This is a genomic window from Brevundimonas sp. FG128, assembly GCF_057809775.1.
The window spans coordinates 675,327-700,377 of record NZ_JBMDKP010000002.1 but is presented as its reverse complement, the minus strand read 5'-3'; the positions used below and the strand labels follow the sequence as shown (position 1 = coordinate 700,377).

Below are 25,051 nucleotides of genomic sequence, written 5' to 3'. Positions count from 1 at the left end.
CTTTCGTCATCCTCCGGCAAGCCGCGTCTTCGCGGCGCAGACCGGGGGACCCAGCGGCGCCGCAGGCGATGCGTCCGCCGCGTCCTGTTTGCCCACCCTGTCCGCGACAGGTTCGCGCTCACGCGCGCCGCTGGGTCCCCCGATCTCGCTGCGCTCGTCGGAGGATGACGAAACAAGAGAGAACTACCCCCGCGCCCCATACCGTATACGACTCAGCGCATCGCTGACCTTCCTGAACGGCGCATCGAAGTCCTTGCCCGCCTTCCACTTCTCGAACGCCATGACATTCTCGATTCGCCGCGCGACGAAGGCTTCCGCCGCCTCGCGGCCATCGAACCAGCGCATGGTCAGGGCGGGGATCAGAATGCCCGACAGGATGGTGCGCTTGGAATAGTGGTTCCAGTCCGTCGCCTCGTCCCCGGCCCAACGCCACAGGTGGTCCGCGCTCTCCCAGGCCAGTTTCAGCCCCAGGTCGGCGTTGGTCGGCAGGGCCAGGAAGGCGGCGCAGCGGCGCGTGGCCTCCAGGTCGGCGGCGCCGGCCTCCATCCGCTCGGACATGGCGCGGGCGATTCGCTCGCGAATCTTCAGGGATTTGGCGTCGATCTGCGCCAGGGCCTCCAGCGCGCGCGCATCGTGGCGGCGCGACAGCAGGGCGGCCAGATCGCGCGCGCCATTGGGCAGCAGCAGTTCCTCGTCGCCGCGCGACAGGCCGCACGCCTCGCAGGCCTCGCGCACTAGGCGCGCGTTCCAGCCTAGGGCGGGCGCGCGGGCGATCGCGGCGTCCAGCACGGCCTGTTCTGTCCGGTCGGCCCAGTCGGTGATCTCTGTCATGGCCTGACCATACGCCGGTCGCGCGGGGGTTTCGAGCCTTCAAGAATGGTCGCGACGATCTGGACAGGTGCGGGCGGCTGGTGTACTAGCGCGCCTTCATCCGAGAGCCCGACTTTCGGAAGACGATTTTATTTTGTTCGCCCGTCTCCCTCACAGGACGCGGCGGGCGGCCAAAGGAGAGTTCAACCTGGTACAGATTTTCGTTCGCGATAATAACGTCGATCAAGCGCTCAAAGCCCTGAAGAAGAAGATGCAACGCGAAGGCAGCTTCCGTGAAATGAAGCGCCACGTGCATTACGAAAAGCCGTCGGAAAAGCGCGCCCGTCAAAAGGCCGAGGCGATCCGTCGCGCTCGCAAGCTGGCCCGCAAACGCATGCAGCGCGAGGGCCTTCTGCCCGCGCCGAAGCCGCGCGTTCCCGGCGCTGGCGCCGGTGGCGGCAGCCGGTAAGGCTCTGGCGTAAGCCAAAAGATTTGAGGCCGCTTCCTTCTGGAAGCGGCCTTTTTCTTGTCTCCTCCTGCGGAGCGGGGAAGGGGCCGCGCGTAGCGGGGTGGAGGGGCTCTTGACGTCCGACGGACGCTTGCGATGCGTCGAACAACCCCTCCGTCACGGCGCAAAGATGCGCCGCGCCACCTCCCCATCGCTGCGCGACAGGGAGGAGATGACCGTGAACCGACTACGCCCGCCCGGTGATCGCCCGGCCGAACGTCTTCCAGCTCAGCTTCACGTCCGACAGTGCGCCCGCTCGGAACGCCCGGCCTGCGATCCAGACCATGAAGGCGGCGGTGGCGAACATGCCGATCAGGGTCAGGACGATCTCGATCAGCGGCGGATCGCTGGGCGCGCGCGCGCTCATCAGGAAGGGGGTGAACAGCGGAATCCACGACAGCACCTTCACCACCGGCGCGTCCGGGCTGGTCAGGGCCATCTGCATGACCAGGATCGGCACGACCAGGATCATCATGATCGGCCCCATCAGGGTCTGGGCGTCGCGCGGCGTCTCGCAGAAGGCGCCGATGGCCGCGAACAGCACGGCGTACATCAGGTATCCGCCGACCATGTATGCGATGAAGTAGAAGACCAGGCCGTCGTGCAGCAGCACCTGCCCGACATCGACCGCAGCCTGAGGCGCGGCCGTCAGCAGGCCGAACGTCCCGATCCCGCCCCAAACCGCCAGCACCGTCAGGGTCAGCATCGCCACCCCCAGCACCTTGCCGGTCAGGATTTCGGTCGCCGAGGCTGAGGACAGCAGCACCTCCAGGATCTTGTTCGACTTCTCCTCCATCACGCTGTTCAGCAGGATGGAGGCGCCGGTGATGACCAGCGACCACAGCAGGAAGCCGGCGCCCAGGCCGATGAAGGAGGGCAGGCGATCGCGCATCGACACCTCGCCGCCGCTGGCTGCATTGGGCGAGAAGGCTTTGACGTCCGGCTTGAAGGCCTCGATCTGTTCGACCAGGGCCGGCGCCACGCCGGCGGCCGTCAGGGCCTGGTCGCGATAACCGGTCCGCAGGGCGTCGCGCACGAAGTCCGCCACGTCGTTGTCGTTGGCGCGACCGGTCCAGACCTGGGCGGCGGGCTTGCCGTCGACGCGGTTCAGGAAGACCACGGCGTCCAGGCGGCTTTCCTTGGGCGCCTGCTTGTCCAGCACGTCGCGGATGGCCGCGTCGCGCGTCACGCCGGGCGCGGACGCCGCGATCGCGGGCGGCGCCTGCACCAGGCGGATCTTGGGGCCGCTCAGGGACGCGGCGGCGCGGCCGGCGGCGGCCTGCCCCTTGGCTGCGGCCTCCTGCACCAGCTCGTCCTGACGCTCCCGGTCGGCTTGCAGGGCCTCACGCACGGAGGCGGCCAGGCCGGTGGCGGCCGGGCCTTCCTCGATCACCGCCACGGCCTTGATCGGTTCGGCTGAGCGGATCAGCAACGGTATGCCGCCGCCCAGCACCGCGAACAACGGAAAGGCCAAGAGCGACAGCCAGAAGCCCACGGTCTTGGCGTAGGCCACATATTCGCGTCGTGCGATCAACAGGATGCGCTTCATCGGACCGTCTCCTTGATCGCCGGCTGATCCGGATTGTCGCCCGTCAGGCCGATGAAGGCGTCGTGCAGCGTCGGTTCCTTCAGCGCAAAGCCGCGCACGTCCAGCCCGCCCAGGAAGGCGGCCTTCAGCGTCTCCTGCCCGCCCGCGCCCTGCGCCAGGGCGATCTTCAGCCGTCGCGCCTCGCCGTCATGGGAGATGACGTCCACCCCGGCCACGCCCGGCAGGGTCGCCGCCGCCTCGGGCGTGATGGCCCCGTCCAGCTCAAGGAAGCGCGGCGAGGTGGATTTGGCCTGATCCACCGTGCCCTCGAACGCCTTGCGTCCGCGCGCCAGCAGCACGACCTTGTCGCACAGCCGTTCGGCGTGCTGCATTACATGGGTCGAGAACAGCACCGTCGCGCCATTGGCGGCCAGGTCGCGGATCATCGCCTCCAGCCCCTGCTGGTTCATCGGGTCCAGACCCGAGAAGGGCTCGTCCAGGATCACGAACTCGGGCTGATGCACGACCGAGGCGATCAACTGCACCTTCTGCGCCATCCCCTTGGACAGTTCCTTCATCTTCTTGCGCTGGGCCGCGCCCAGGCCCTGCTGCTCCAGCATGACCTTCGCCCGCTTCTTGCCCTCGGCGATCGGCAGGCCCTTCAGCGCGCCGAAGAAGGCGATGGCCTCGACCGGCGTCATCTTCTTGTAGAGGCCGCGCTCCTCGGGCAGGAAGCCGATCCGGTCGCGCACCTGGCGCCCGTCGCTCGCGCCCAGGATTTCGATCCGTCCCGAGGTCACGGGCTGCAGGCCCAGGATCATGCGCAGGGTTGAGGTCTTGCCTGCCCCGTTCGGCCCCAGAAACCCGCAGATCGAGCCCTTCTCGACCTGAAAGCTCAGATCGCGCACGGCGTCGAAATCGCCGTACCGCTTGCTCACCCCGTCCAGCGTCAACGCCGCCATGTCGCCTCCCTTGTCCCTGCCGTCAGCCTAGAAGGGGACGGCAGGGGACGCCAGCGGCTTCGGCGTCGCGCCGCCTACTTCAACACCGGCAGATCAATGTAGGAGGCGTCGTCGCCTGCGTGGTGGATGGCGTTGTCGGCTGTGACGCCCTGGCTTTCCGTCTCGTTCGGCCCGCCCGTGTTCAGGTTGCGGACGAATTTGGGGAAGTTGGAGCTGGTCACCTCGACCCGGATGCGATGCCCGGGTTCGAAGGTGTTGCTGATCGTCATCGGCGTGGGCTGGACCGTCGCCACCTGGCCTGGCGTCAACGGCGTGGGGCGGTCGTAGCCCTCGCGATACCTTGCGCGCATGATGGTGTCGCCCAGGATATAGGCCATGCCGTCCGGCGCCACATCCACCAGCTTGACCGCGAAGTCCGTGTCCGGCGCCGAGGATGACACCTTCAGCACCGTGTCGATGAAGCCGGTGACCTGCATCGGTTCGCTCAGCGGTTCAGACGTATAGACTAAGACGTCGTTGCGCGCCTCGATCGACCGCTGGTCGAAGGCGCCGGCCGTGACCAGACCGCCGTTGCAGCAGTCGCCGCCGCCGATGGTCTGGACCGGGTTCATCGGGTCATAGCGATAGCGGTCCGCCTGTTCGCCCGCTGGCGGCGCCTCCAGGCTCAGCAGGCCGTCGCCATTCAGGCTGTTGGCCGCCCCGCCCGAGCGCAGATACATCCGCACGGTCTTGACCCCGGCCGGCGGCCATTGGGCGGCGGTGCGCCATTCGTTCTCGCCCATGTTGAAATAGCGGACATGCGGCGTGCTTTCGGGGAAGGCGCGGCGTTCGCCCTTCAGCCAGCGGTCGAACCAGGCGTGGACCATGGCGTCGCTGTCCAGGCTGGCGTCGCCCAGCGGCCGATCGCCCGACTTGTAGTTCGGCCCCAGCCCGCCGAAGGCGCAGTGGTTGTTCGGACCGACCACGACATACTGGTTTTCGGCCGCCTCGCGGTCCCCGGCCGTCGAACCGGCGTGGTTGAACAGCTCCATGTTCGGGCCGATGGAGACGTCGTACCAGCTGTTGAACCATAGCGACGGCACGCCCCAGCCCATGTCGTCATGATACAGGCCGCCCTGGCGCCAGGCCGGATCGGCGGGGGTGCGGGCGATCAGTTCCTCGAACGTGCCGGCCGGCTCGCCCAAATCCTTCAGCATCTCGTTGACGGGCAGATGGCGGATCTGGCTGGGCCAGTTCACCTCGGGCTTCTTGGCGTCGAGGTCGTTGTAGCGGACGATGCGCGCGCGGGTTTCCTGGTCGACATCCATCGGAATCTGCGCGCGCTGCGGATTGTCCACGCCGTAAAGCCAGACGAAGAACAGGTTGCGCGGCACGCCGCCGGTGTACCAGTTGCCTTGCTCCTGGAACCGGCCGACCTTGCCGATGCCGGCGCCAGAGGCCTGGGGCACCATGGCGGCGTGGGCGGGGTGGTTCTGCGCCGCCAGGGCCAGCTGCCATTCCGCCGACGACGAGCAGCCCAGGGTGCCGACCTTGCCGTTCGACCAGGGCTGTTCGGCGATCCAGGTCAGGGCGTCATATCCGTCGGTCTGGGGGTAGCCGAGGATCTGATAGTCGCCGCCCGAGAAGTAGCGGCCTCGCTCGTTCTGGATCACGAAAGCGTAGCCCTGGCTGACCCAGCTCAGGGCTGAACGGGTGGTGCGGGCGCTGTAGGCCAACTCGTTGTACGGCGTCCTGACGAAGACGGTGGGCAGCGGCCCCTCGGCGTTCTTGGGGCGATAGACATTGGTGGCCAGGCCCACGCCGTCGCGCATCGGCACCATGACCGCCATCTGTACGTCGGCGATGCGCGATAGCTCAGTCTGGGCGGCGGCGTCGCTGTAGCGGCCGTAATCCTGAGCGGCGGCGGCGACCGGCGTGGCCGCCAATATGCCCGCGACGACCGCTGCGACGAATCTGTTCATTCCCAATCCCTCCAAAAAACGGAGAGACGTTAGGCCGATTTCGCCCCGTGTCGCAATGTCGCGGGCAGCCTCAGGCCTTAGCCTTCACCGCCACCTCGAAATGGCGATCAACGACCTTGGTCGGATTGACCTGTGCGCCGCTGCGGCGGACTTCGAAATGCAGATGCGGGCCTGTGGAATAACCGGTCGAGCCGACCAGGCCGATCCGTTGGCCTGGCGCGAGGGCGTCGCCGCTGGCCACGTCGATGCGGCTGAGGTGGCCGTAAAGGGTGCTCATGCCGTTTGGATGGCGCACCTCGATGAAGTTGCCATAGCCCTTGGCGTCATAGCCGGTACAGACGACGCGACCCTCGGCGGCGGTGAAGACGGTCGTGCCCTTGGGGGCGGCGATGTCGACGCCCTTGTGCGCGCGGGCCTTGGCCTCGATGGCCAGCTTGCGCAGGCCGAAGGGCGAGTTGACTGCATAGCCGCGAACGGGCGCGGAAAAGGCGATCTGGCGCATCACCGGACCGGCCGCCTCGACCTCGGCCTTCACCGGCGGGGCGACGGGGGCGGAGATCGGTTCGGGCGGCGGCGGTTCGGCGTCACGCGCCGCATTGGGGGCCGCAGCGGCGGCGAAGACGGCCACGGCGGCAAACGCGGCCGTCTGGCCGGAATGGATCAAAAGGGTCTTGCAGCGCGCGATCGGCGCGTTGGTCAGCAGGCGTCGCATTTGGCGGCGTCTCCAGCGTCTCTACGCTCTGGAATAAAGGGACGCTGCGGCGCTCGGCGCAGACCGCGTTCCCTGTGGGAGGCCGGCTTATGCCCAGCGGCTGGGGCGACTTTTGGACCAAGGCGGGGCGGCGGATGGTCGCAGCATGGAACCGCCCGCTTCAGGCCGGTCAGGCGATGATGTCAGGCAGCATCCGGTCTTCGATCTTCACGATCTCGTCCTTGAGGGCCAGCTTCTTGCGCTTCAGCCGGGCGATCATCAGCTGGTCCGGGATGGCCGCCTGGCCCAGGGCGTCGATGGACGCGTCGAGGTCGGCGTGCTCTTGGCGCAGCAGTTTGACGCGGGCGTGCAGCGCCGCTTCCTCTTCGCTCAGGTCTGGAACGTCGTCGTTCATCGCGTGATCCCCGAACCCTCTATAGACATCCGGCCATCAGGCCGGAAGAGCCTCGGCGAGGCGGATCAGCGCCGGTCGGGGCGTGACCTGCGCCCAGACCCGCGCCGTGGCGACCAGGGCGTCGATGGCGGGGCGCGGCGGGCCGGCGGGTTCGGGCGCCAGGGCTTCCAACGCCTCTAGCAGGTGCTTTTCCGCCTCCAGTTCCAGCGCCTTGATGCGGTTGCGGACGGCCTCGCGCGGGCCGTCGTCGATGTCGGGAACGGGCGCCTTCAGGGTGCGGCGAACCGAACGCAGGGGTGCGACCACGACGCTGTCCCAGGCCCGGGCGGTGTCGCAGGCGGCCTCGATCGTGTCGGCGTCCGGTTTGCGTCCGGTCGCGGCGACCCAGGCGGACCACAGCAGCACCGGCACGTTCTGCTCATGGCTGTCCTGCAACGCCAGACAGGCCTCGCCGACCCCCGGCGCGCCAAAGGCGGCGACCGCCCAGTCCCACAGCCGCATTACTTCAGGCCTTCCCAGCGCCGCACCGCGCTCCAGTCCAGGCCGAACAGGTCCAGCGCCCGGCCGACGGATTGATCGACCAGTTCGGCGATGGAGGCCGGCTTGGCGTAGAAGGCGGGCAGGGGCGGGGCGATGATGGCGCCCATCTCGGTCAGGGCCGTCATGGTCCGCAGATGGCCCAGGTGAAACGGCGTCTCGCGCACCATCAGCACCAACGGCCGCCGCTCCTTCAGCGTCACGTCCGCCGCGCGCGTCAGCAGGGTGGAGGTCACGCCGGTGGCGATCTCGCTCATCGTCTTGACCGAACAGGGCGCCACGATCATGCCCAGGGTGCGGAAGGATCCAGAGGCGATGGTCGCCCCCACGTCCGCCAGCTTGTGCACGACCGAGGCCTTCGCCGTCAGGTCGTCGGGCGACAGATCCGTCTCCTGCGACAATGTGAGCAGGGCGGCCTTCGTCACCACCAGATGGCTCTCGACCCCCAGGTCCTTCAGCGCGTCCAGCACCCGCGCGCCGTAGATCGCTCCGGAAGCCCCTGAAATTCCGACGACCATTCGATAGGGAGGCTTGCGTATGGCTCCGTTCACATCATCGACCATTTTAGGGGTCAGCCTCCGTGGGGTCCGGCGAGACCGGCTGTCACTGGAAAGTGATTCCACAGCCTGCCAAACCGGGCGCTCACTCTACTGGTCCCTAACCTGAGGAGGCGCAAGCCATGACCATCGAGGCTCGTATTCGCGAACTGGGTAATCGTCATCGCAGTCTGGATGAGACCATCCAGAAGGAACTTACCCGTCCGTCCACGGATCCGTTGCAGGTCAGGGCGCTGAAGCAGAAGAAGCTTCGGCTGAAGGAAGAAATCACCAGTCTTGAGGCGCGGGCGCACTAGCGTCCCACCGCCTGAAAATGACGACGGCCCCGGAGATCGCTCTCCGGGGTCGTTTTCGTTCGTGAAGCGAAGATCAGTCCTTGGTCCCGAACACCGACTCCGCCGTCGGCTCGGCGCCGGGCCGCTGGCGGGCTTCCGGCACGAACTCGGGCTCGGCCTCGACTTCTTCCACCGGCTGGATGGTGCCGCCGCCCTTCTTCAGGTCGTCCTTGGTCTTCTTGTCGGCCGCCTTCTTGACGATCTCGTCCAGGGCCAGCTGGCCGACCAGGCCCAGGGTCACGGGATCGACCGGCTTGATGTTGGCGCTGTTCCAGTGGGTGCGGTTGCGCACGCTCTCGATGGTGGACTTGGTGGTGCCCAGCATCTTGGCGATCTGGGCGTCGGTCACCTCGGGGTGGTTGCGCACGAACCAGGCGATGGCGTCCGGGCGGTCCTGGCGGCGCGAGACCGGCGTGTATTTCGGCGCCGGCTTTGCCGACTTCATCAGTTCGGCGTGACGGCTGACGATGGCCTTCAGGCGATAGTTCTCGTCGGCCTGGGCCTTGTCCAGTTCTTCGCGCGTCAGTTGACCCCCGGTGACGGGATCGACGCCGCGGATGTCGCGGGCCACGTCGCCGTCGGCGATGCCGCGGACTTCCAGCGGGTGCAGGCCGCAGAAGTCGGCGATCTGCTCGAAGCTGAGAGAGGTATTGTCGACCAGCCAGACCGCAGTGGCCTTCGGCATCAGAATGTCGCTCATGGGGCGTTCGTCCCGGTGTTGTGGAGCCGCCGAATGAGGGTTCGGCTGGCGTTGGATACGACGGCGCCCGGCCTTTCGACCGGGCGCTTATGAGGTCGATATAGGCCTATTCGGGCGAAAAGAAAACGCCGCCCGACAATCGCATACAGCCAAGGTTCATGTGCGATGCTGCAACCTTCGCGGTAATGAAGGCTTTCGCCTTTGGGAGAGGAGAAATCACCATGTCCATCTTGCTTGCTGCGGCCCTCACGGCCGCCATGTCGTCGCCGGTCGAGCCGCAACAGCAGCGTGTCGCGCCGCGCGGCGGCTACGCCCAGAGCTGTACCGAAGCCTATGTGAACCGGGGTCGGCTCTACGCCGATTGCCGCGACGTGCGCGGCCAGATGCGCGGCACCTCGATCGAGCTGGCGCGCTGCGGTAATCAAGAGATCAACAACGACAACGGCCTGCTGGTCTGCGGACGCTTCCGCGGGGACTACGAGGGCAACCAACCCGGTCGCCCTGGCGGCCCCGGCAACGGTGGTCCGGGCTGGGGCGGCGGCAACGGCGGTCCCGGCTGGGGTCGGTCCTCGATCACCGTCTATGAGAATGCGAACTTCCGCGGCGCCTCACGCCAGTTTACCGAGGAGGACCGGAACCTGGGCCGCACGCCCTTCAACGACCGGATCAGCTCGATCCGCGTCCAAGGCCGTTGGGAAATCTGCACCGACGCCGAGTTCCGGGGCCGCTGCCGCATCATCGAAGGCGACGTCCGCAATTTGAACGGCGGCTTCAACGACAGCATCTCGTCGGTGCGCCCGGTGCGCGGCGGCGGGCGTTACTAAGGCCTTATACGGTCAATACGATCTTGCCGATGTGCCCGCCGGCTTCCAGCTCGGCGTGCGCATCGGCGGCCTGTTCCAGAGGAAAGACCGCCTGAACCGGCGGCTTGACCGCGCCTGACACGACCCACGGCCAGACCGTCGCCTCCACCGCGGCGGTCAACCGGGCTTTCTCGTCCGCCGACCGGCTGCGCAGGGTCGAACCCGTCAGCACCAGCCGCTTCAGCATGATCCGCATCAGGTCGATCTCGACGGTCGATCCCGACAGCGAGGCGATCACCACCCATCGCCCGCCGGCGTTCAACGCCTTCAGGTTCAACTCGGCATAGTCCCGCCCCACCATGTCCAGCAGCACGTCGGCGCCGCCGGCCTCGGCGATGGCGACGGCCAGGTCGTCGGTCCGGGCGTCCAGGCTGACGTCGGCGCCCAAGGCCTTGGCGGCTGCGGTCTTTTCAGCTCCGCGCGACGTGGCGATCACCTTGGCTCCGGCCGCCTTGGCCATCTGGATCGCCGTGACGCCGATGCCGCTGGTCGCGCCGTGGATCAGCAGGGTTTCGCCGATCTTCAGCCCGCCGGCCTCGAACACATTGGCGAAGACGGTGAAGACGGTCTCCGGCAGCACCGCCGCCTGGACGAAATCGAGACCCTCTGGGATGGCCAGCACGTGCCGTGCGTCAACCGCCGTCAGTTCCGCATAACCCCCGCCGCCCAGCAGGGCGCAGACCCGGTCGCCGATCCGCCAGCGCGTCACGCCTTCGCCGACGCCCGCGATCTCGCCCGCCACCTCCAGCCCCAAGATGTCGGATGCGCCGGGAGGAGGGGGGTATCCGCCGTTGCGCTGCAGCAGGTCGGGCCGGTTCACGCCCGCCGCCCGCACCCGGATCAAGACCTGCCCCGGCCCGGCGACCGGATCAGGGCGTTCGACGATCTTCAGGGCTTCCGCCGGGCCTGAACCGCCTTCGATCTCGACTGCGCGCATCGCACTTCCCTTGCATTCGTCCGTATCCGGGCGTTCAGATAAGGGTCCTGGGCCGCCTTGGCCATGACAGCGCGGAAAGGCGACGACGATGTTCGAAGATATTGAACCCCGCCCGCAACGCGGCGAACCCCTGCGCGCATTGTCGCGCGAAGATCTGGACGTCTATTCCATCGAGGATCTGGAAGAACGTATCGCCGCGCTGGAAGACGAGGTCGGCCGCGCGCGCGGCGCGATCGAGGCCAAACGCTCCAAGAAAAACGCCGCCGACGCCCTGTTCAGCTTCCGATCCTGATCGCGAATGATCCGTCGGCATGGCATGACTGTTGCATCTTGGGGGCGTAAGGTTCCGTCAGGAGTCGATTGCAGGACGGACTCGCATATCCCCCATGAAAGCTGAAATGACCCTCGCCCAGCCCTCCGCTGATCGCAGCCGCACGGTGCGCGACTTCGCCCGTTCCGAGCTGTTCGACCGCACCTTCCGCGAGGGCATGGAACTGGTCGAGGAAACCGCCGCCTATCTGGACGGCGAGGGCCGGCGCGATTCCAAGATGCTGTCGCGCGCCGCCGCCCTGGCCTATGCGGCCGAGAGCATGAAGCTGACCACGCGCCTGATGCAGATCGCCTCGTGGCTGCTGGTCCAGCGGGCCGTCCGCGAGGACGACATGACCCCGGAAACCGCCTGCGAGCCGCGCTATCGCCTGAACGACCGTCGCATCGAGAGCGAGCCCAGCCACGCCGAACTGCCCATCGCCCTGATCGAATATCTGGTCCGGTCCGAAAAGCTGTTCGACCGCACCCTGTATCTGGACCGCCGCATGTATGCGGACAGCCAGGAGACGGCGCCCGAAAACGCCGTGCTTAGCCAGATGGGCCTGCTGGAAGCCGCCTTTCGGGGCTGAGGCCCCTTACGGCCCGACGTCGTTGGCGTCGGCCCGGCCGTCGTCGATCGGCTTGGGCAGATCGACCCGGATGCCCAAGGCCTCGGCCAGCTTGTCGTCGCGCCCATAGATGTCCTCGCGGAACGCCACCCGCCCCTGACCGTCCACGAAGGCGGTCCAGTAGAGCAGGCGCACCGAAATCTCGCGGCCGGTGGTGACGCGGGTGGTCTCGCGGCTGTCTTGGGCGGCGTCGAACTGGCCCAGCTTGGCCGGATCGGGCGACAGCAGCAGGCGCGCGAACTCGACCGCCCCCTGCACCCGAACGCAGCCGTGGCTGCGTTGACGCGTGGACAGGTTGAAAGCGGCCTTTGACGGCGTGTCGTGCAGGAAGATGGCGTAGCTGTCGCGCAGTTCGAACTTCACATAGCCCAGGGCCGAGTGCGGTCCGGCGCGCTGGATGACCATGCCGTCCTTCACATACATGTCGTTGGCCGCCAGATAGCCCGGCCCCTTGGGCAGGATCTCGCGCCGGGCGATGCCGGCCGGCACATACCAGGGCGGATTGGCCACGACCGAGGCGAAGGGCTTTTCCAGGCTGGGGGTCTGGTTTTCGGCTGACCCGACCACGACGCGGTTGGAGTGAACGGGCTTGGCGTCCTTCCAATAGACCATGATGGCGGCGGCGGTGTTCACCTCGATCCGCTCGGGCGCCACGTCGCGCTTCAGCCAGCGACGGCGTTCCAGGTTCAGCGCGATCTGGCGTGCGCGATCCTCGGCCGAGGCCGACAGCGAACGCTGGGTTCCCGCGCCGATACGGCCGTCGGCGCCCAGGCCGTGACGAGTCTGGAATCCCTCGACGGCGCGCTGCAGTTCGGCGTTATAGGTCAGGCCCTGCGACTTCAGTCGCGCGCCGTCTGAGGTCGAAAGGTCGCCCTCGGCCGTCAGCCGGTCGATCAGGGCCGGGATGCGGCGGTCGCTCATGCCGGGTTCGATCGTCCCGCCGGCGGCGAAAGCGGGCCATCCGCCCTGCGCCGCCAGGCGACGATAGCGCACGTAGCCCGCGGACAGGTTCTGATAGCCGATATCCGTCGGCGCCAGGCCGTCGTACCAGTTCGGCAGCAGATTGCGGCTCAGCGCGTCGCTCAGGCCGCGCGGCAGGTCCACGCGGTTCTTCTGCATCTCCCACAGGTCTTCGACCGTCTCAGGCCGCACCTTGCCCTCGGCCAGGACGCGGGCGTAGGCCATCGCCGCCGCCGTGGTGCGCAGGTCCGAACTGGCCGGATCCGCCGCCAGTCCCACGAAGTCGAAATAGTCCGCAGCCGACAGGCCGTGGCGATCAGCCCGGGCGGCGACGGCGTTCAGGGCCCGCACCCGGTCGGCGTTCCACACCGGCCGCCAGCCGTTCAGTTCGTAAAAGGCGCGCACGTCCGCCTGCTGCGTTTCGGGCAGGCGCGAAATCTGGTCGTTGAAGCTGTTGTAGAAGGCGGTCGCTTCAGGGCTGCGCTGCACGAAGACCTGCTGCGCGCGCGCGCTGGAACCAAGGGCGACCGCCGCAGTGGCGACGCCCAGACCCAGTTGCCGTCTATTCATGTCACCCGCTTCTTCCATCGACTCGGCCAGCGTGGCCGTCGCCCCTGATACCCGAACGCCGTCACATTATCGGTGTTCCGGCCAAACAAAAAGCGCCGGCCCTGCGACCGACGCTTTTCGTGACCTGTTTGCTGCACTGTGTCGCAGCGTTCAGCCTTACTTCTTGATGAAGCCGGCGAACTTGTTGTTGAAGCGCGATACGCGGCCGCCGCGGTCCAGCAGGTGGGCGTTGCCGCCGGTCCAGGCCGGGTGGGTCAGCGGATCGATGTCCAGGTTCAGCGTGCCGCCTTCCTTACCGTAGGTCGAACGGGTCTGGTAGGAAGTGCCGTCGGTCATCACAACATTGATGAAGTGATAGTCGGGGTGCGTGTCCGCTTTCATGGTCGTCGTCCGGTCTCTGCGCGATGACGATGCCGACCGTCTGTGCGCGTGAAATGAGAAACCCGCCAGAAATCCGGCGGGAATGAGGGGCGGCGTTTACACCGGGGGGCGTTCCGGGGCAAGAGGCGGGCGCAATGACCGACCAATCCAACGCCGCCGCCCCTTCCGCCAACCGCGTTTCGGGCCCCGCGCCAGGTGTGGCCTCGCTGGATGGCCGACCCAGCGCCGGCGCCCTGCTGGCCGACCAGATGTCCGAGGCGGGCGCCAAGCGCGCCAAGCGCCGCGACATCCGCCCGTTGGCCCGTCTGATCCCCTTCGCCCTGCGCCACAAGGGCCACGCCCTGATGGCGGTCTTCTGGCTGTTGCTGTCCACCGCCGCCTCCCTGGGGCTGACCGCCCTGGCGCGCGGGGCCATCGACCATGGGTTCGAGGCCGGCGGGGCCAATCTGAACATCTGGTTCCTGCTGCTGGGCGCCAACGCCCTGTTCCTGGGGCTGGCGACCGCCGCCCGCTACTATTTCGTCACTCGCACGGGCGAGCGCGTCATCGCTGATGTCCGCAAGGGCCTGTTTGGCCGCATCCTGACCCTGGACCCCTCCTTCTACGCTCATATGCGCACGGGCGAGGTGCTGTCGCGCCTGACCACGGACATCGCCCTGGTCGAGACGCTGATGACGACCTCCATCTCCTATGCGCTGCGCAACTTCCTGACCCTGATCGGCGGCGTGGCCCTGCTGTTCTTCGTCAGCCCCAAGCTGACCGGTTTCGTCCTGCTGATCGTGCCCTTCCTGTTGGGACCGATCTTCATCTTCGGGCGCAAGGTCAGAAAGCTGACCGTCACGTCTCAGGATCGGTTCGCCAACGCCGTCGGCTTCGCCGGCGAGAGCGTGGACGCCATTGAGACGGTCCAGGCCTTCGGCCGGGAACAGAGCGCCATCGCCCGCTTCGGCGCGGCGGTGGAGGACGCTTTCGGCGCGTCCCTGACCCGCATGAAGGCGCGGGCCTGGATGACCGCCCTGATCATCGTCGTCATGTTCGGCGGGGTGACTCTGGTGCTTTGGCTGGGCGCCCAGGACGTGGTCGCCGGCGTCATGTCTCCCGGCGCATTGCTTCAGTTCGTCCTGTTGTCGGTCTTCGCCGCCGGGGCCGTGGGCGCCTTGGGCGAAAGCTGGGGCGACGTGCAAAAGGCCGCCGGCGCCATGGAGCGGATCGAGGAGTTGATGCGGGCCGTCCCCGACATCGCCCCGCCGGCCCACGCCACGGCCCTGCCTCAGCCGCCGCGCGGCGAGGTGTCGATGTCGGCCGTCGGCTTCTCCTATCCCGGTCGTCCCGACCTGCCGGCGCTGAAGGGCTTCAGCCTGACCGTGCGGCCGGGCGAGACCGTCGCCCTGGTCGGTCCGTCCGGCGCGGGCAAGTCCACCGTCTTCCGCCTGCTGCTGCGTTTCTACGACCCCCAGACCGGCATGGTCTCGATCGACGGCGTCGATGTGCGTCAGGCCGATCCCGTCGCCGTGCGCGACCGTTTCGCCTGGGTGTCTCAGGAGACCCCGCTGTTCTCGGGCTCGGCGCTCGAGAACATCCGGTTCGGCCGCGAGAACACGACCCTGGACGAAGCCCGAGCCGTCGCCGACAAGGCCCAGGCCCTGGGCTTCATCGACGCCCTGCCGGAAGGCTTCGACACCCCGCTGGGCGAACGCGGCAAGAGCCTGTCCGGCGGCCAGCGCCAGCGCCTGGCCATCGCCCGCGCCCTGGTCCGCGACGCTCCTATCCTGTTGCTGGACGAGGCCACCAGCGCACTGGACGCTGAAAGCGAGCGCCTGGTCCAGGTCGCCCTCGACCAGGCCATGGAGGAGCGCACCACCATCGTCATCGCCCACCGCCTGGCGACGGTGCTGCGCGCCGACCGCATCGTCGTCATGGACGACGGCCGCGTGGTGGAAGAGGGCACGCACGATCAACTGGTGGCCAAGGGCGGCCTTTATGCGCGTCTGGCCGAACTGCAGTTCCGGGCGGGCTAAGCCTGCGCTTGGACTAAAGGCCTGCGCGCGCCAGCGCCGGGAAGTCGCTGAAGATCGCGTCCACCCCCGCCTCGGCGAAGGCGGCGGCATAGCCGGTCATGTCGCCATGCTCGGCCAGGCCTTCGCCCTGCCGCCGTTCGGCCGGCAGGAAGGCGTTCTCAGCTCGCAGCGTCCAGACCACCACTTTCAGCCCCGCCGTATGGGCGTCCGTGACCAGCGCGCTGGGCGCGGTCGTGCGGCCCTCCGCGTCGCGCGGCAGGACCAGGGTCATCTCCGGCGCAACCCATGCGGCATAGGCGGCCATGGCGTGCAAGCCTTCGGGTGTGATCATCTGGGCATAGGTCATGTCCGGTCGGTCCGCCGGTCCACCCACGCCTGCGACCAACTGGGCCAGAGGGGCGTCGATGCGCGCCGCCAGCCGCTCCAGCGGCCCGACCTCGAAACACTGGATGATTACGGGTGCGCCCGCGCCGGTCAGGCCCAGTCGCTCCAGCTCGGCGACGAAGGCGTCCTCCATCGGCAGGCCGATCCCGGCGAAATAGGTCGGGTGCTTCAGCTCCGGCGCGACGGCGATGGTCCGTCCTGTGCGGGTTGAAGCCGCGCGGGCGATGGCGACCACCTCGTCGAAGGTCAGGATCGGCTCTCGTCCATCATAGGCGGCGCTGCCCGGTCGAAACGCCGGCAACCGCTCCCTGGTCCGCAGCGTCTTCAGTTCCGCCAGGGTGAAGTCTTCGGTGAACCAGCCGGTGGTCTGGACGCCGTCGATGGTCTTGGTCGTCTTGCGATCCGCGAACTCGGGCCGGTCGCCGACGTCCGTCGTGCCTCCGATCTCGTTCTCGTGCCGATCCACGAAGACGCCGTCCCTGGTCAGCACCAGATCGGGCTCGATCACGTCCGCGCCCTGTTTGACCGCCAATTCATAGGCTGCACGCGTATGCTCCGGCCGTTCGCCGGACGCGCCGCGGTGGGCGATGATCAGGGGCTGGGCCAAGGCGGGGGTTCCGACAAGGAGGGCGACGGCGGTGACGATGGCGCGGATCATACCCCTTGGATAGGATCGCCGCGCGACAGCACCATGACTGTATCCTCTCCACGCAGTGGGGAGGGGGACCGCGAAGCGGTGGAGGGGTTCTTGACGCCTCACCGGCCGCTTGTGATGCGGCAAGAGCCCCATCGTCACGGCGCCCAAGAAGCGCCGCGCCACTTCCCCGCAAGCGGGGAAGAGACGGAAGCGAGCCTCAGCCCTGCAGCACCTTGCGCAGCTGCGGATGCAGTTCGCTGTTGCTCGCCAGGATGGACACGCCCGTCTTGGGATCGCCGTCGTTCTCGATGGTCGTCACCTTGCCGCCGGCCTCGGTGACGAACAGGATGCCTGCCGCCACGTCCCAGGGCTTCAGGTTACGCTCATAGAAGGCGTCATAGCGACCGGCCGCGACCCAGGCGAAGTCCAGAGCGGCCGAGCCCAGACGGCGCATGCCGGCGACGCGCTGGCCCACGGCGTGGATATCCTTGATGGCCTGGGCGTGGCCCGATTTGCCGATGAAGGGCAGGCCGGTGGCGACCAGGCTTTCCGACAGGTCGCGACGGCCGGCGACGCGGATGCGGTGGTCGTTCAGATAACACCCCTTGCCTTTTTCGGCCCAGAACAGCTCATTCATGACGGGGTTGTAGGTCACGCCGGCGACGATCTCGGACGAACCGTCCGGCGCGCGGCGCTCCAGCCCCACCGTGATGGCGAAGTGGGGCATGGCGTGCATGAAGTTGGTGGTGCCGTCGATCGGATCGACGATCCAGGTGTGGGACTTGTCCGTTCCCTCCATCATGCCGCGCTCCTCGCCCAGGAAGCCGTAGCCGGGGCGGGCCTTCATCAGCAGTTCGTAGAGGGTGTCCTCGGCCTTCAGGTCGGCGGCCGTGACGAAGTCGCCGGGGCCCTTGCGCGAGACCTGCAACTGCGAGACCTCGCCGAAGTCGCGGAGCATTGGGCGGGCGGTCTTGCGCACCGCGTCGAGCATGACTTGGAGCAGGGCGGAAGCGAGGGCCATCGGCGGATCTCCTGGTCCGCATATCCTGAAAAGGCGCTGGTTGGCCCGGAGATGCGGAGAAGTTCAAGAAAGGGACGGCCCCGAATGAGGCCGGTCGTGGGTGTCAGTCCGCGCGGCGGACGTATTCGCCGGTCGCGGTATCGACGATGATGCGCTCTCCAGCCGACATATAGGGCGGGATCATGATGCGGACGCCGTTCGACGCCATGGCGGGCTTGTAGGAGGAGGAAGCGGTCTGGCCCTTCACGGTCGGCTCGGTCTCGGCGACTTCCAGCACGACCTGATCCGGCAGCGACAGACCGATCGGACGCTCTTCGTGCATCTCGATGACGACCTTCATGCCTTCTTGCAGATAGGGGATGCGGTCTTCGCCGACCCAGTCCTTTTGCAGTTCGATCTGCTCGTAGGTGCCGTCGTCCATGAAGACCAGGCTGTCGCCGTTGTCGAACAGGTAGGAGAAGTCCTTCTGCTCCAGCGTCACGCGCTCGACCTTGTCTTCCGACCGGAAGCGTTCGTTCAGCTTGTTGCCGGTTTCGAGGTTCTTGGCCTCGACGTTGGCGAAGGCGCCGCCCTTGCCGGGCTTGACGTGGCTGGCCTTGGTGACGACCCACAGGCCGTTGTTCACTTGCAGGACCATGCCGGGCTTGATGGTGTTGCCGTTGATCTTCATGGGGTCACATCGGGAATGGGGTTGCGCCCACGCGCCCGGTTGGGGCGTGGCGAATAGGGCGCGATCCCTAGAGTAAGCCCCGCCAAAGGGCAAGGCGGCCCTAATGCAGGGTGCGTTCACCAGACGCCTGGTCCACCTTGCGGTGAAGGAAGTTGCCCATCCGCACGCCTCCGCCTGTGGGCGCCGCCATCTTGCCCGCCCCTTCGTCCAGCTTGCGCGCCTCGTGGGCGAAGGCGGCCGCCAGCCCGGCCGACGACATGGCCGCCGCAACCTGCCGCCACATCGACGAGGGCCGCAGGCCGAGCCACACGGCGTTCACGGTCTGGGCCGCCAGCCACAGCCCCATGGCGCGTGTGCGCTCTGGACGCGACGGCGCGTTCCACACCCGCACCGCCGACAGTGTGGTGGCCGAAAACATGGCCGGCAGGATCAAGCTGAAGGCGCCTCGCGGCCGCTCGGTGATCGGCATGTCTCCCTTGCGGACATGCTTCAGTGTCCGCTTCGGCTTCAACGCGCCCGACGCAATACCCGTCGCCAACAGGACGAACCCGGCCGTCAGGGCGACGCCGATAGCGACATGGCCCGCGCTGCGGCCCTCGCTGTTCAGCAAGCCCACGGCGGCGTCCCGCACGTCGTCGATGGCGTCGTCGATATCAGTCATGGTCCGCTCCAGCTTGCCCGTCGAAATCTAATGGCCGGCGCGGACCCAAGTTCCGTCAGCCGCCCGTGGCGGCGCTGTCAGTGACGATTTCTTTCATGGCCGACTGCAGATAGTTCTGCGCGCCCATCAGTTCGATCAGCTTGAGCTGGTTTTCCAAGAAATCGATGTGCTCCTCGGTATCCGCCAGGATATTCATCAGCAGGTCGCGGCTGACGTAGTCGCGGGTCTCCTCGCACTGGGTCACGGCGGCGGCGGTCGTGGCGCGGCTGTCCAGTTCCAGCTGCAGGTCGGCACCCAGGCATTCGATCGGGTGCTCGCCGACCTTCAGCTTGTGCAGATCCTGCAGATTAGGCAGGCCGTCGAGGAAGAGGATGCGTTTGATCAGCATGTCGGCGTGCTTCATCTCGCCGATCGATTCTTCGTAGATCACGTTCCCCAGGTGAGCCAGGCCCCAGCTTTCAAACATGCGGGCATGCAGGAAATACTGGTTCACCGCCGTCAGTTCGTTGGTCAGCACTGCGTTCAGCGTGCGCAGGATTGCGGGGTCGCCCTTCATGGCCATGGTCCTTGGTCTCGCCACGGCGCGGTCGCCGTCTGTCGAGCGAAGCGATACCACAGTAAAACTCACGTTGTTTATTTGCGAGTTTTTATCACGACATTGATAGTGCGAGTGATTTTCGGCCGCGATGAGCGGCGCAGACTACTCGGCTGCGAGTGCGAACGCTTCGCGGCTGTCGTGGATCATCTGACGCATCTCGCAGACGCATTTGGCGCACTGGGCCTGGCACTGGTTGCGGGCGAAGATGTCGCGCGGGCGACAGGCGCCAGCCTCGATGGCTTGGGCGACATCGCGTTGGCGAAGACCGTTGCAGTTACAGACGTACACGAGAAAAGACGCATCCACCGACTGAGAATGGCTCGCTATAGCACCTGCAACGGCGATTGCAAGTCGTTTGCATGGGGGTGAACGGTCTCGGCCGTTGACGAACCGGCGGCGGAGAGGGAAGGGACCGTATGGCCAGAATTCCTACCGCTCCCGACCGCCCGCCCTGCCGGCTGTACCTGATCACGCCGCCCGCCATTCCCGACCTGCAAGCCTTCGCTGCGACGCTAGACCAGGCGCTGTCCGCCGGAGACGTCGCCGCCCTGCAGATACGGCTGAAGCCTGCAAACGACGCAACGATATGCGCGGCGGTCGAAGCCCTGGCGCCGGTCACACTCCGACACGGGGTGGCGGTGATCTTGAACGATCGCCCGGACCTGGCGCGCGCCACCGGCTGCGACGGGGTCCACATCGGCCAGCAGGACGGCTCTCTGGCCGAGGCGCGACGCATCATGGGGCCGGACGCCATGATCGGCGTCACCTGTCACGACGACCGCGACCTGGCCTGGGAAGCGGCCGAGGGCGGCGCCGACTATGTGGCCTTCGGCGCCTTCTATCCCACCGAGACCAAGGAAACGATTCATCGACCGCCGCTGGACATCCTGACCGTGTGGCAGGAGACGGTGGAGACACCTTGCGTCGCCATCGGCGGCGTCACCGTCGATAACGCCGCCGAACTGGCCAGGGCGGGGGCCGATTTCGTCGCTGTCAGCAGCGGCGTCTGGGGTTACAGCCAAGGCGCAGCTGCTGCGGTTGAAGCGTTCAACCAAAAGTTGAAGTTCTGACTTCAGGGGATATTAGGAACCCCATGATCTTATAGCCGGACTTTATTCGGCCGAGACCCTTTCATGATCCTGAGCCGCGCGCTCGACGTCGACGATCAACCGGCTTCGTCTTCGAAGGCGTCGGCGGCTGTCGATTCGTCGGCCGAGATCGGCGACATCGGCCAGATTTCCCATCCTCTGGCCCCCGTTCTGACCGGTGTCGTCGTCGCGATCCTGGTCGCCGTGGCCATCGGCTATGGTCGATCCGCAGGACTGGTGGCGGGCCTGTGGGGCGCGGGCGGCGTGGCCGTGGCGGTGTGGCTGCGCACCAGCCGGGGTCGCAGCAGCGACATGACGTTCGCCGGCGTCCTGACGGTCGGCATCCTGATCGGCGAAATCATCGCGGGCAACAAGCCGGCCCTGGCGCTGCTTTTCACCCTGGCCAACATGATCGAGATCGGGGGCGCGGTCCTGTTGGCGCGACGGTTCGCACCGACGCTGAACCTGTCCAGCCTGAACGGCGCCGCCAGTTTCCTGTTCTTCGCCGCCGTCCTTGCGCCGATTCCTGCGGCCCTGTTCAGCACGCTGGTGCTTGCGCAGTTGGGGCAAAACGAAATCTGGGAAGGCTTCCAGACGTGGTGGATCGGGCATGCCCTGGGTATCGCCGTGCTGGGCTCCCTAGGTCTGTCGCTGACGCGGGTCACGATGGTCCGCATGGCGCAGCCGGCGAAACTGGCCGAGGCCGGTGTGTTGGTCGCCTGCGTCCTGGCCTTCTACTACGTCGGGTTCACCGGCGAGATGACGATCGGCTTCATCATGCTGCCCCTGCTGATGGCGATCGCCGTGCGCCTGGGCGTGGCCGGCACGGCGTTCAGCCTGGTGCTGGTCACCGTCGCTTCGGTCGGCGGCGCCATGATGGGGCATGGTCCCTTTACGCAAGGGAGCCGTCCCGAACAGGTGATGATGGCGCAGATGCTTGTCCTGATCGGCTATATGCCGTTCCTGCTTGTGGCGGCCTTGCTGGAAGAGCGAGACCGTCTGGCGGAGCGTGCGCGCCTGGGCCGGGAGCGGGCGGAGAAGGCGTCAGAGGCCAAGTCGCGCCTGCTCGCCAACGTCGCCCACGAGATCAAGAGCCCCGTCGCCGGCATCATCGGCATCGGCGATCTGTGGCGGCAAGGCCAACTGGGTCCGATTACGCCGCAGCAGGCGGAGATGTCCGACATGCTGGTGGCCACCGCGCGCCAGGTGGAAACCCTGGCCCATGACCTGCTGGACGTCGCGCGCGCCGAATCCGGGGCGGTAAGAGTGGAACTGCGTCCCACCGACATTCCCGGCCTGCTGGAAGATGTGCGTCGCACCTGCCTGTTGCGGCCGGACGCTGACAAGGTCGCGATCCAGGTCGTATGCGAGGGCGATGGTCTGATCGCCGTGGCCGATTCCCAGCGTCTGGCTCAGGTTGTTTCGAATCTGACGATCAACGCCCTGAAGTACGGTAATTCGGGCGGACGGGTTATTCTTCGCGCCTTGCGGGCCGACGACAATGTACGGATCGAGGTCAGCGACTTCGGCCCCGGACTGTCGCTGGAGAAGCAGGCGCAACTGTTCGAACCCTTCAACCGTCTGGGTCTGGAGCGAACGACGGTCGAGGGCCATGGCGTGGGTCTGGCGCTGGCCAAGCGGCTGGTGGAGTTGCAGGGCGGGGCCATCGGGGTGATCTCGGCCCCGGGCGAGGGCGCAACCTTCTGGCTGGAACTGCCCCTGGCCTGACGTCGCGCTTGCGATCCCGACCTCGCCGCGCGAATGTCCGGCCATGCCCATGATCGCTCTCGCCGCCGCTCTTCTGATTTCCGGACAGGCGACGCCGCCGTCGTCGTCGCGCTCGGCCTCCGACCTGACGCGCGATCTGAACAGCGCGCCGCCATCGGCCGTGACGCCGCCATCGTCAGCGAATCCAGCGCCAGCCCAGGTTCCGGCTCGCGCGCAGACGCCGGCTGCCGCCACGCAAAGACCGGCTGTCTCGACCACGCCTAACCCTGCGCCGACGTCTTCAACCGGCCGGCCGGCCCAAACGCCGAGTGTGACGCCGGCGTCTCCCGCCGCTTCGCAAAGCCCGGCTTCCACGCCGCGCCCGGCGCCCTCCACATCGACGCTGCCGCCGATTGGAGGCGGGCCTCAAATACCGCGCGCGACCCCCGCTGCGCCGCGTCCGGCGCCCTCGACATCGACCCTGCCGCCGATCGGCGGCGCACCTCAAGCCCAGCCCGCAACCCCCGCCGCGACGCCGACGACATCAGCCCCCGCCGCTCCGACCCCGGCCCCGGCCGCCCTCGACTCCGCAGCCATCGCCGCCCTTCCGTTCGGAATCGAACTGCCGGCCGGCCTGACGCTGACCCCGGCGAGGGCGGGCGCAGACGCCAGCATCTACCGCGTCCAGCGCGGCGATCAGACCTTGCTGATGATCTATGCCGGACCGTCATCGCAGTTTCCGATCTATGACGGCGAGATGGTGCGCGCCGGCGGCCGCGCCTCGGTGGTGGTGACGGAGGGCGGGCGACGCCTGGCCATGGAGCATCTGTTCCAGCGACCGACCGTCCCCAAGGAAATCCACGTCTGGATCACCAGCATCACCGGCGCCGACCGGGATCTGGCCGAACGGATCGGCCAGTCCATCGACGTCCGCTAAGCCGTCAGCCCTCGGACCAGACCGCCATTTCGGTCCCGGCCGGATCAGCGAAGTGGAACCGGCGACCGCCGGGGAAGGCGTAGATCGGCTTCAGGATTTGGCCGCCGGCCGCCTCGACCTTTGCCAGCATGGCTTCCAGGTCATGGGCGTACAGAACGGGCAGGGGCGTCCTGGTCCGTTCGGCCTGATCGGCGTCGAACCCGCCGTCCAGCCCTTGGTCGAAGGCCGCATAGGTCGGGCCGTAGTCCACGAAGGTCCAGCCGAACGCCTGGCTGTAGAATTCCTTGGTCGCGGGCAGGTCTGCAGCGGGCAGTTCGAGATAGTCCAGCTTTCCGTCTTCACGCACGGTTGATCTCCTCAGTTCGACGCCACCGACCGATCCCTCTTGCACGACGCCTGAACATGCGCAAACCTGCAAACGGTTCGCAGTTGCAGGAGTCGGCGATGATCGTGATGACGACGGGATTGTCGGGCCTCGTCGCCCTGATGCGGCAGGAGGAGCGCGCGGCCGAACCGCCGCCCAGACCTCAAGCCGGCCACCCGCAAAGCCTTCAATCCATCGTTTCGGCGCGCAGACCGAGGCGATAGGCCTCAGCCGACCTGGGCGCGGTGCCTCAGGAAGGCGTCGGCCAGGACGCAGGCGGCCATGGCTTCCACCACCGGCACGGCCCGCAGCGCGACGCAGGGGTCATGGCGTCCCTTGGTGCGCAGGTCCGTCTCCTCGCCGTCGCGCGTAACGGTCTGGCGCAGGGTCAGGATCGAGGATGTCGGCTTGAACGCCACCCGCGCCGTCACCGGCTGACCCGTCGAAATCCCGCCCAGCACGCCGCCCGCCTTGTTCGACAGGAAGACCGGCTGTTTGTTCAGATCCAGCCGCATCTCGTCGGCGTTCTCTTCGCCCGTCAGTTCGGCGGCCTCGAAGCCGGCGCCGATCTCGACCCCTTTGGCGGCGTTGATAGAAATCAGGGCCGCCGCCAGTTCGGAATCCAGCTTGCCATAGATCGGCGCGCCCCAACCGGCCGGAACGCCCGTGACCTCCAGAGCGACGACGGCGCCGACCGACGAGCCGGCCTTGCGAATGTCGTCCAGATAGGCCTCCCAGGCAGGCACGACCTCGGCGGATGCTGCGAACAGCGGATTGCCGGAAACGGCGTCGAAATCGACCTGATCCGTGGTGATCCGGTGGGGCCCGATCTGCACCACGCCTGCACGAATCTTGACGCCTTCGCCCAGCACCTTGCGCGCCACGGCGCCGGCCGCCACGCGGCTGGCGGTCTCGCGCGCGGACGACCGGCCGCCCCCCCTGTGGTCACGCACGCCGTATTTGGCCTGATAGGCGTAGTCGGCGTGGCCCGGCCGATAGGCGCGGGCGATCTCGCCATAGTCCTTGGACCGCTGGTCCTCGTTCTCGATCATGATCGAGATCGGCGTGCCGGTGGTGACGGGGCCGTCGCCGTCGTCGAAGACGCCCGACAGGATGCGCGCCGTGTCGCTTTCCTTGCGTTGCGTGACGAAGCGGCTGCCGCCGGGCTTGCGCTGGTCCAGCCACGGCTGGATGTCCGCCTCGGTCAGCGGGATCATCGGCGGGCATCCGTCCACGACGCAGCCGATGGCCGGCCCGTGGCTCTCGCCCCAGGTGGTCACGCGAAACAGACGGCCGAAGGTATTGTGCGACAT

Annotated in this window: 29 protein-coding genes; 9 read left to right on the top strand and 20 right to left on the bottom strand. The window is 67.3% G+C overall.

Features of this window, described 5'->3' with window-relative positions; all coding sequences use genetic code 11:
- Positions 1-183: 183 nt before the first annotated feature.
- Complete coding sequence (locus ACODSC_RS07885) at positions 184-831, bottom strand: COQ9 family protein (protein ID WP_488813329.1); 648 nt, start codon at positions 829-831, stop codon at positions 184-186.
- A 187-nt stretch (positions 832-1,018) separates the two neighbouring features.
- Here ACODSC_RS07885 and rpsU point away from each other — a divergent pair, with 187 nt between their 5' ends.
- Positions 1,019-1,279 (top strand): 30S ribosomal protein S21, encoded by a 261-nt coding sequence (gene rpsU, locus ACODSC_RS07880; protein ID WP_135195633.1) that lies wholly within the window; start codon positions 1,019-1,021, stop codon positions 1,277-1,279.
- Positions 1,280-1,505: 226 nt separating this feature from the next.
- Here rpsU and ACODSC_RS07875 read toward each other — a convergent pair whose 3' ends face one another.
- The 7 genes from ACODSC_RS07875 to ACODSC_RS07845 all read right to left on the bottom strand — a co-directional run bounded on the left by ACODSC_RS07875 (position 1,506) and on the right by ACODSC_RS07845 (position 7,975).
- Entirely contained in the window at positions 1,506-2,867 is a 1,362-nt protein-coding gene (locus tag ACODSC_RS07875; RefSeq protein ID WP_488813328.1) for an ABC transporter permease, read from the bottom strand.
- Entirely contained in the window at positions 2,864-3,808 is a 945-nt protein-coding gene (locus tag ACODSC_RS07870; RefSeq protein ID WP_488813327.1) for an ABC transporter ATP-binding protein, read from the bottom strand. Before ACODSC_RS07870 ends, ACODSC_RS07875 begins: the two co-directional genes overlap by 4 nt.
- Before the next feature lie 74 nt (positions 3,809-3,882).
- Complete coding sequence (locus ACODSC_RS07865; RefSeq protein ID WP_488813326.1) at positions 3,883-5,769, bottom strand: CocE/NonD family hydrolase; 1,887 nt, start codon at positions 5,767-5,769, stop codon at positions 3,883-3,885.
- A gap of 70 nt (positions 5,770-5,839) precedes the next feature.
- The gene (locus ACODSC_RS07860; RefSeq protein WP_488813325.1) at positions 5,840-6,481 is read right to left on the bottom strand and encodes a M23 family metallopeptidase; all 642 of its coding nucleotides are present in this window, start codon (positions 6,479-6,481) and stop codon (positions 5,840-5,842) included.
- Positions 6,482-6,650: 169 nt separating this feature from the next.
- A complete protein-coding gene (locus ACODSC_RS07855) occupies positions 6,651-6,875 on the bottom strand; it encodes a YdcH family protein (RefSeq protein WP_488813324.1) in 225 nt (74 codons plus the stop codon).
- 36 nt (positions 6,876-6,911) lie between these two features.
- Positions 6,912-7,376, bottom strand: coding sequence for a TIGR02444 family protein (locus ACODSC_RS07850; protein WP_488813323.1), 465 nt, complete (start codon positions 7,374-7,376; stop codon positions 6,912-6,914).
- On the bottom strand, positions 7,376-7,975 hold the full coding sequence (locus ACODSC_RS07845) for a UbiX family flavin prenyltransferase (protein ID WP_488813322.1): 600 nt from the start codon (positions 7,973-7,975) through the stop codon (positions 7,376-7,378). Before ACODSC_RS07845 ends, ACODSC_RS07850 begins: the two co-directional genes overlap by 1 nt.
- 116 nt (positions 7,976-8,091) lie before the next feature.
- On the opposite strand from ACODSC_RS07845, the gene ACODSC_RS07840 reads away from it, so the two are divergent.
- A complete protein-coding gene (locus tag ACODSC_RS07840) occupies positions 8,092-8,265 on the top strand; it encodes a YdcH family protein (protein WP_159845273.1) in 174 nt (57 codons plus the stop codon).
- 73 nt (positions 8,266-8,338) lie between these two features.
- On the opposite strand, the gene ACODSC_RS07835 is transcribed toward ACODSC_RS07840, so the two are convergent.
- Positions 8,339-9,004 carry a DUF1013 domain-containing protein gene (locus tag ACODSC_RS07835; protein ID WP_488813321.1) on the bottom strand — a complete coding sequence of 222 codons (666 nt, stop codon included), beginning with the start codon at positions 9,002-9,004 and terminating at the stop codon, positions 8,339-8,341.
- A gap of 221 nt (positions 9,005-9,225) precedes the next feature.
- On the opposite strand from ACODSC_RS07835, the gene ACODSC_RS07830 reads away from it, so the two are divergent.
- Entirely contained in the window at positions 9,226-9,828 is a 603-nt protein-coding gene (locus ACODSC_RS07830; RefSeq protein ID WP_488813320.1) for a beta/gamma crystallin-related protein, read from the top strand.
- Positions 9,829-9,832: 4 nt separating this feature from the next.
- Here ACODSC_RS07830 and ACODSC_RS07825 read toward each other — a convergent pair whose 3' ends face one another.
- The gene (locus ACODSC_RS07825; RefSeq protein WP_488813319.1) at positions 9,833-10,804 is read right to left on the bottom strand and encodes an NAD(P)H-quinone oxidoreductase; all 972 of its coding nucleotides are present in this window, start codon (positions 10,802-10,804) and stop codon (positions 9,833-9,835) included.
- Positions 10,805-10,892: 88 nt separating this feature from the next.
- Between ACODSC_RS07825 and ACODSC_RS07820 the strand changes: the two genes are divergently transcribed.
- Both ACODSC_RS07820 and rcdA read left to right on the top strand, forming a co-directional pair.
- Entirely contained in the window at positions 10,893-11,096 is a 204-nt protein-coding gene (locus tag ACODSC_RS07820) for a DUF1192 domain-containing protein (protein ID WP_488813318.1), read from the top strand.
- Between the two features lie 106 nt (positions 11,097-11,202).
- The gene (rcdA, locus tag ACODSC_RS07815; protein ID WP_488813317.1) at positions 11,203-11,703 is read left to right on the top strand and encodes a protease adaptor protein RcdA; all 501 of its coding nucleotides are present in this window, start codon (positions 11,203-11,205) and stop codon (positions 11,701-11,703) included.
- Between the two features lie 6 nt (positions 11,704-11,709).
- Here the strand turns inward: rcdA and ACODSC_RS07810 are convergent, their stop codons facing one another.
- On the bottom strand, positions 11,710-13,272 hold the full coding sequence (locus ACODSC_RS07810; protein WP_488813316.1) for a L,D-transpeptidase family protein: 1,563 nt from the start codon (positions 13,270-13,272) through the stop codon (positions 11,710-11,712).
- A 156-nt stretch (positions 13,273-13,428) separates the two neighbouring features.
- Positions 13,429-13,653 (bottom strand): 50S ribosomal protein L31, encoded by a 225-nt coding sequence (rpmE, locus tag ACODSC_RS07805; RefSeq protein ID WP_488813315.1) that lies wholly within the window; start codon positions 13,651-13,653, stop codon positions 13,429-13,431.
- Between the two features lie 134 nt (positions 13,654-13,787).
- Between rpmE and ACODSC_RS07800 the strand changes: the two genes are divergently transcribed.
- Positions 13,788-15,671 (top strand): ABC transporter transmembrane domain-containing protein, encoded by a 1,884-nt coding sequence (locus ACODSC_RS07800; RefSeq protein ID WP_488813314.1) that lies wholly within the window; start codon positions 13,788-13,790, stop codon positions 15,669-15,671.
- Positions 15,672-15,684: 13 nt separating this feature from the next.
- Here ACODSC_RS07800 and ACODSC_RS07795 read toward each other — a convergent pair whose 3' ends face one another.
- The 6 genes from ACODSC_RS07795 to ACODSC_RS07770 all read right to left on the bottom strand — a co-directional run bounded on the left by ACODSC_RS07795 (position 15,685) and on the right by ACODSC_RS07770 (position 19,930).
- Positions 15,685-16,713: a glycerophosphodiester phosphodiesterase gene (locus ACODSC_RS07795; protein ID WP_488813313.1), complete on the bottom strand. Its 1,029-nt coding sequence runs from the start codon at positions 16,711-16,713 to the stop codon at positions 15,685-15,687.
- Positions 16,714-16,909: 196 nt separating this feature from the next.
- Positions 16,910-17,713 carry an inositol monophosphatase family protein gene (locus ACODSC_RS07790; protein ID WP_488813312.1) on the bottom strand — a complete coding sequence of 268 codons (804 nt, stop codon included), beginning with the start codon at positions 17,711-17,713 and terminating at the stop codon, positions 16,910-16,912.
- A 103-nt stretch (positions 17,714-17,816) separates the two neighbouring features.
- Positions 17,817-18,383 (bottom strand): elongation factor P, encoded by a 567-nt coding sequence (gene efp, locus ACODSC_RS07785; protein ID WP_346496470.1) that lies wholly within the window; start codon positions 18,381-18,383, stop codon positions 17,817-17,819.
- Between the two features lie 100 nt (positions 18,384-18,483).
- Entirely contained in the window at positions 18,484-19,044 is a 561-nt protein-coding gene (locus ACODSC_RS07780; protein ID WP_488813311.1) for a tryptophan-rich sensory protein, read from the bottom strand.
- 55 nt (positions 19,045-19,099) lie between these two features.
- Positions 19,100-19,600, bottom strand: coding sequence for a bacterioferritin (gene bfr, locus ACODSC_RS07775; RefSeq protein ID WP_488813310.1), 501 nt, complete (start codon positions 19,598-19,600; stop codon positions 19,100-19,102).
- Positions 19,601-19,744: 144 nt separating this feature from the next.
- On the bottom strand, positions 19,745-19,930 hold the full coding sequence (locus tag ACODSC_RS07770) for a (2Fe-2S)-binding protein (protein WP_488813309.1): 186 nt from the start codon (positions 19,928-19,930) through the stop codon (positions 19,745-19,747).
- Between the two features lie 128 nt (positions 19,931-20,058).
- Here ACODSC_RS07770 and thiE point away from each other — a divergent pair, with 128 nt between their 5' ends.
- From thiE to ACODSC_RS07755, 3 genes are all read left to right on the top strand, one after another.
- A complete protein-coding gene (thiE, locus tag ACODSC_RS07765) occupies positions 20,059-20,712 on the top strand; it encodes a thiamine phosphate synthase (protein ID WP_488813308.1) in 654 nt (217 codons plus the stop codon).
- A 63-nt stretch (positions 20,713-20,775) separates the two neighbouring features.
- Positions 20,776-22,458, top strand: coding sequence for a sensor histidine kinase (locus ACODSC_RS07760; RefSeq protein WP_488813307.1), 1,683 nt, complete (start codon positions 20,776-20,778; stop codon positions 22,456-22,458).
- A 43-nt stretch (positions 22,459-22,501) separates the two neighbouring features.
- Positions 22,502-23,374, top strand: a complete 873-nt coding sequence (locus ACODSC_RS07755) for a hypothetical protein (RefSeq protein ID WP_488813306.1) — start codon at positions 22,502-22,504, stop codon at positions 23,372-23,374.
- A 4-nt stretch (positions 23,375-23,378) separates the two neighbouring features.
- Here ACODSC_RS07755 and ACODSC_RS07750 read toward each other — a convergent pair whose 3' ends face one another.
- Together ACODSC_RS07750 and aroC are read right to left on the bottom strand one after the other, a co-directional pair.
- Complete coding sequence (locus ACODSC_RS07750; RefSeq protein ID WP_488813305.1) at positions 23,379-23,720, bottom strand: VOC family protein; 342 nt, start codon at positions 23,718-23,720, stop codon at positions 23,379-23,381.
- Between the two features lie 245 nt (positions 23,721-23,965).
- Positions 23,966-25,051, bottom strand: coding sequence for a chorismate synthase (gene aroC, locus ACODSC_RS07745; protein WP_488813304.1), 1,086 nt, complete (start codon positions 25,049-25,051; stop codon positions 23,966-23,968).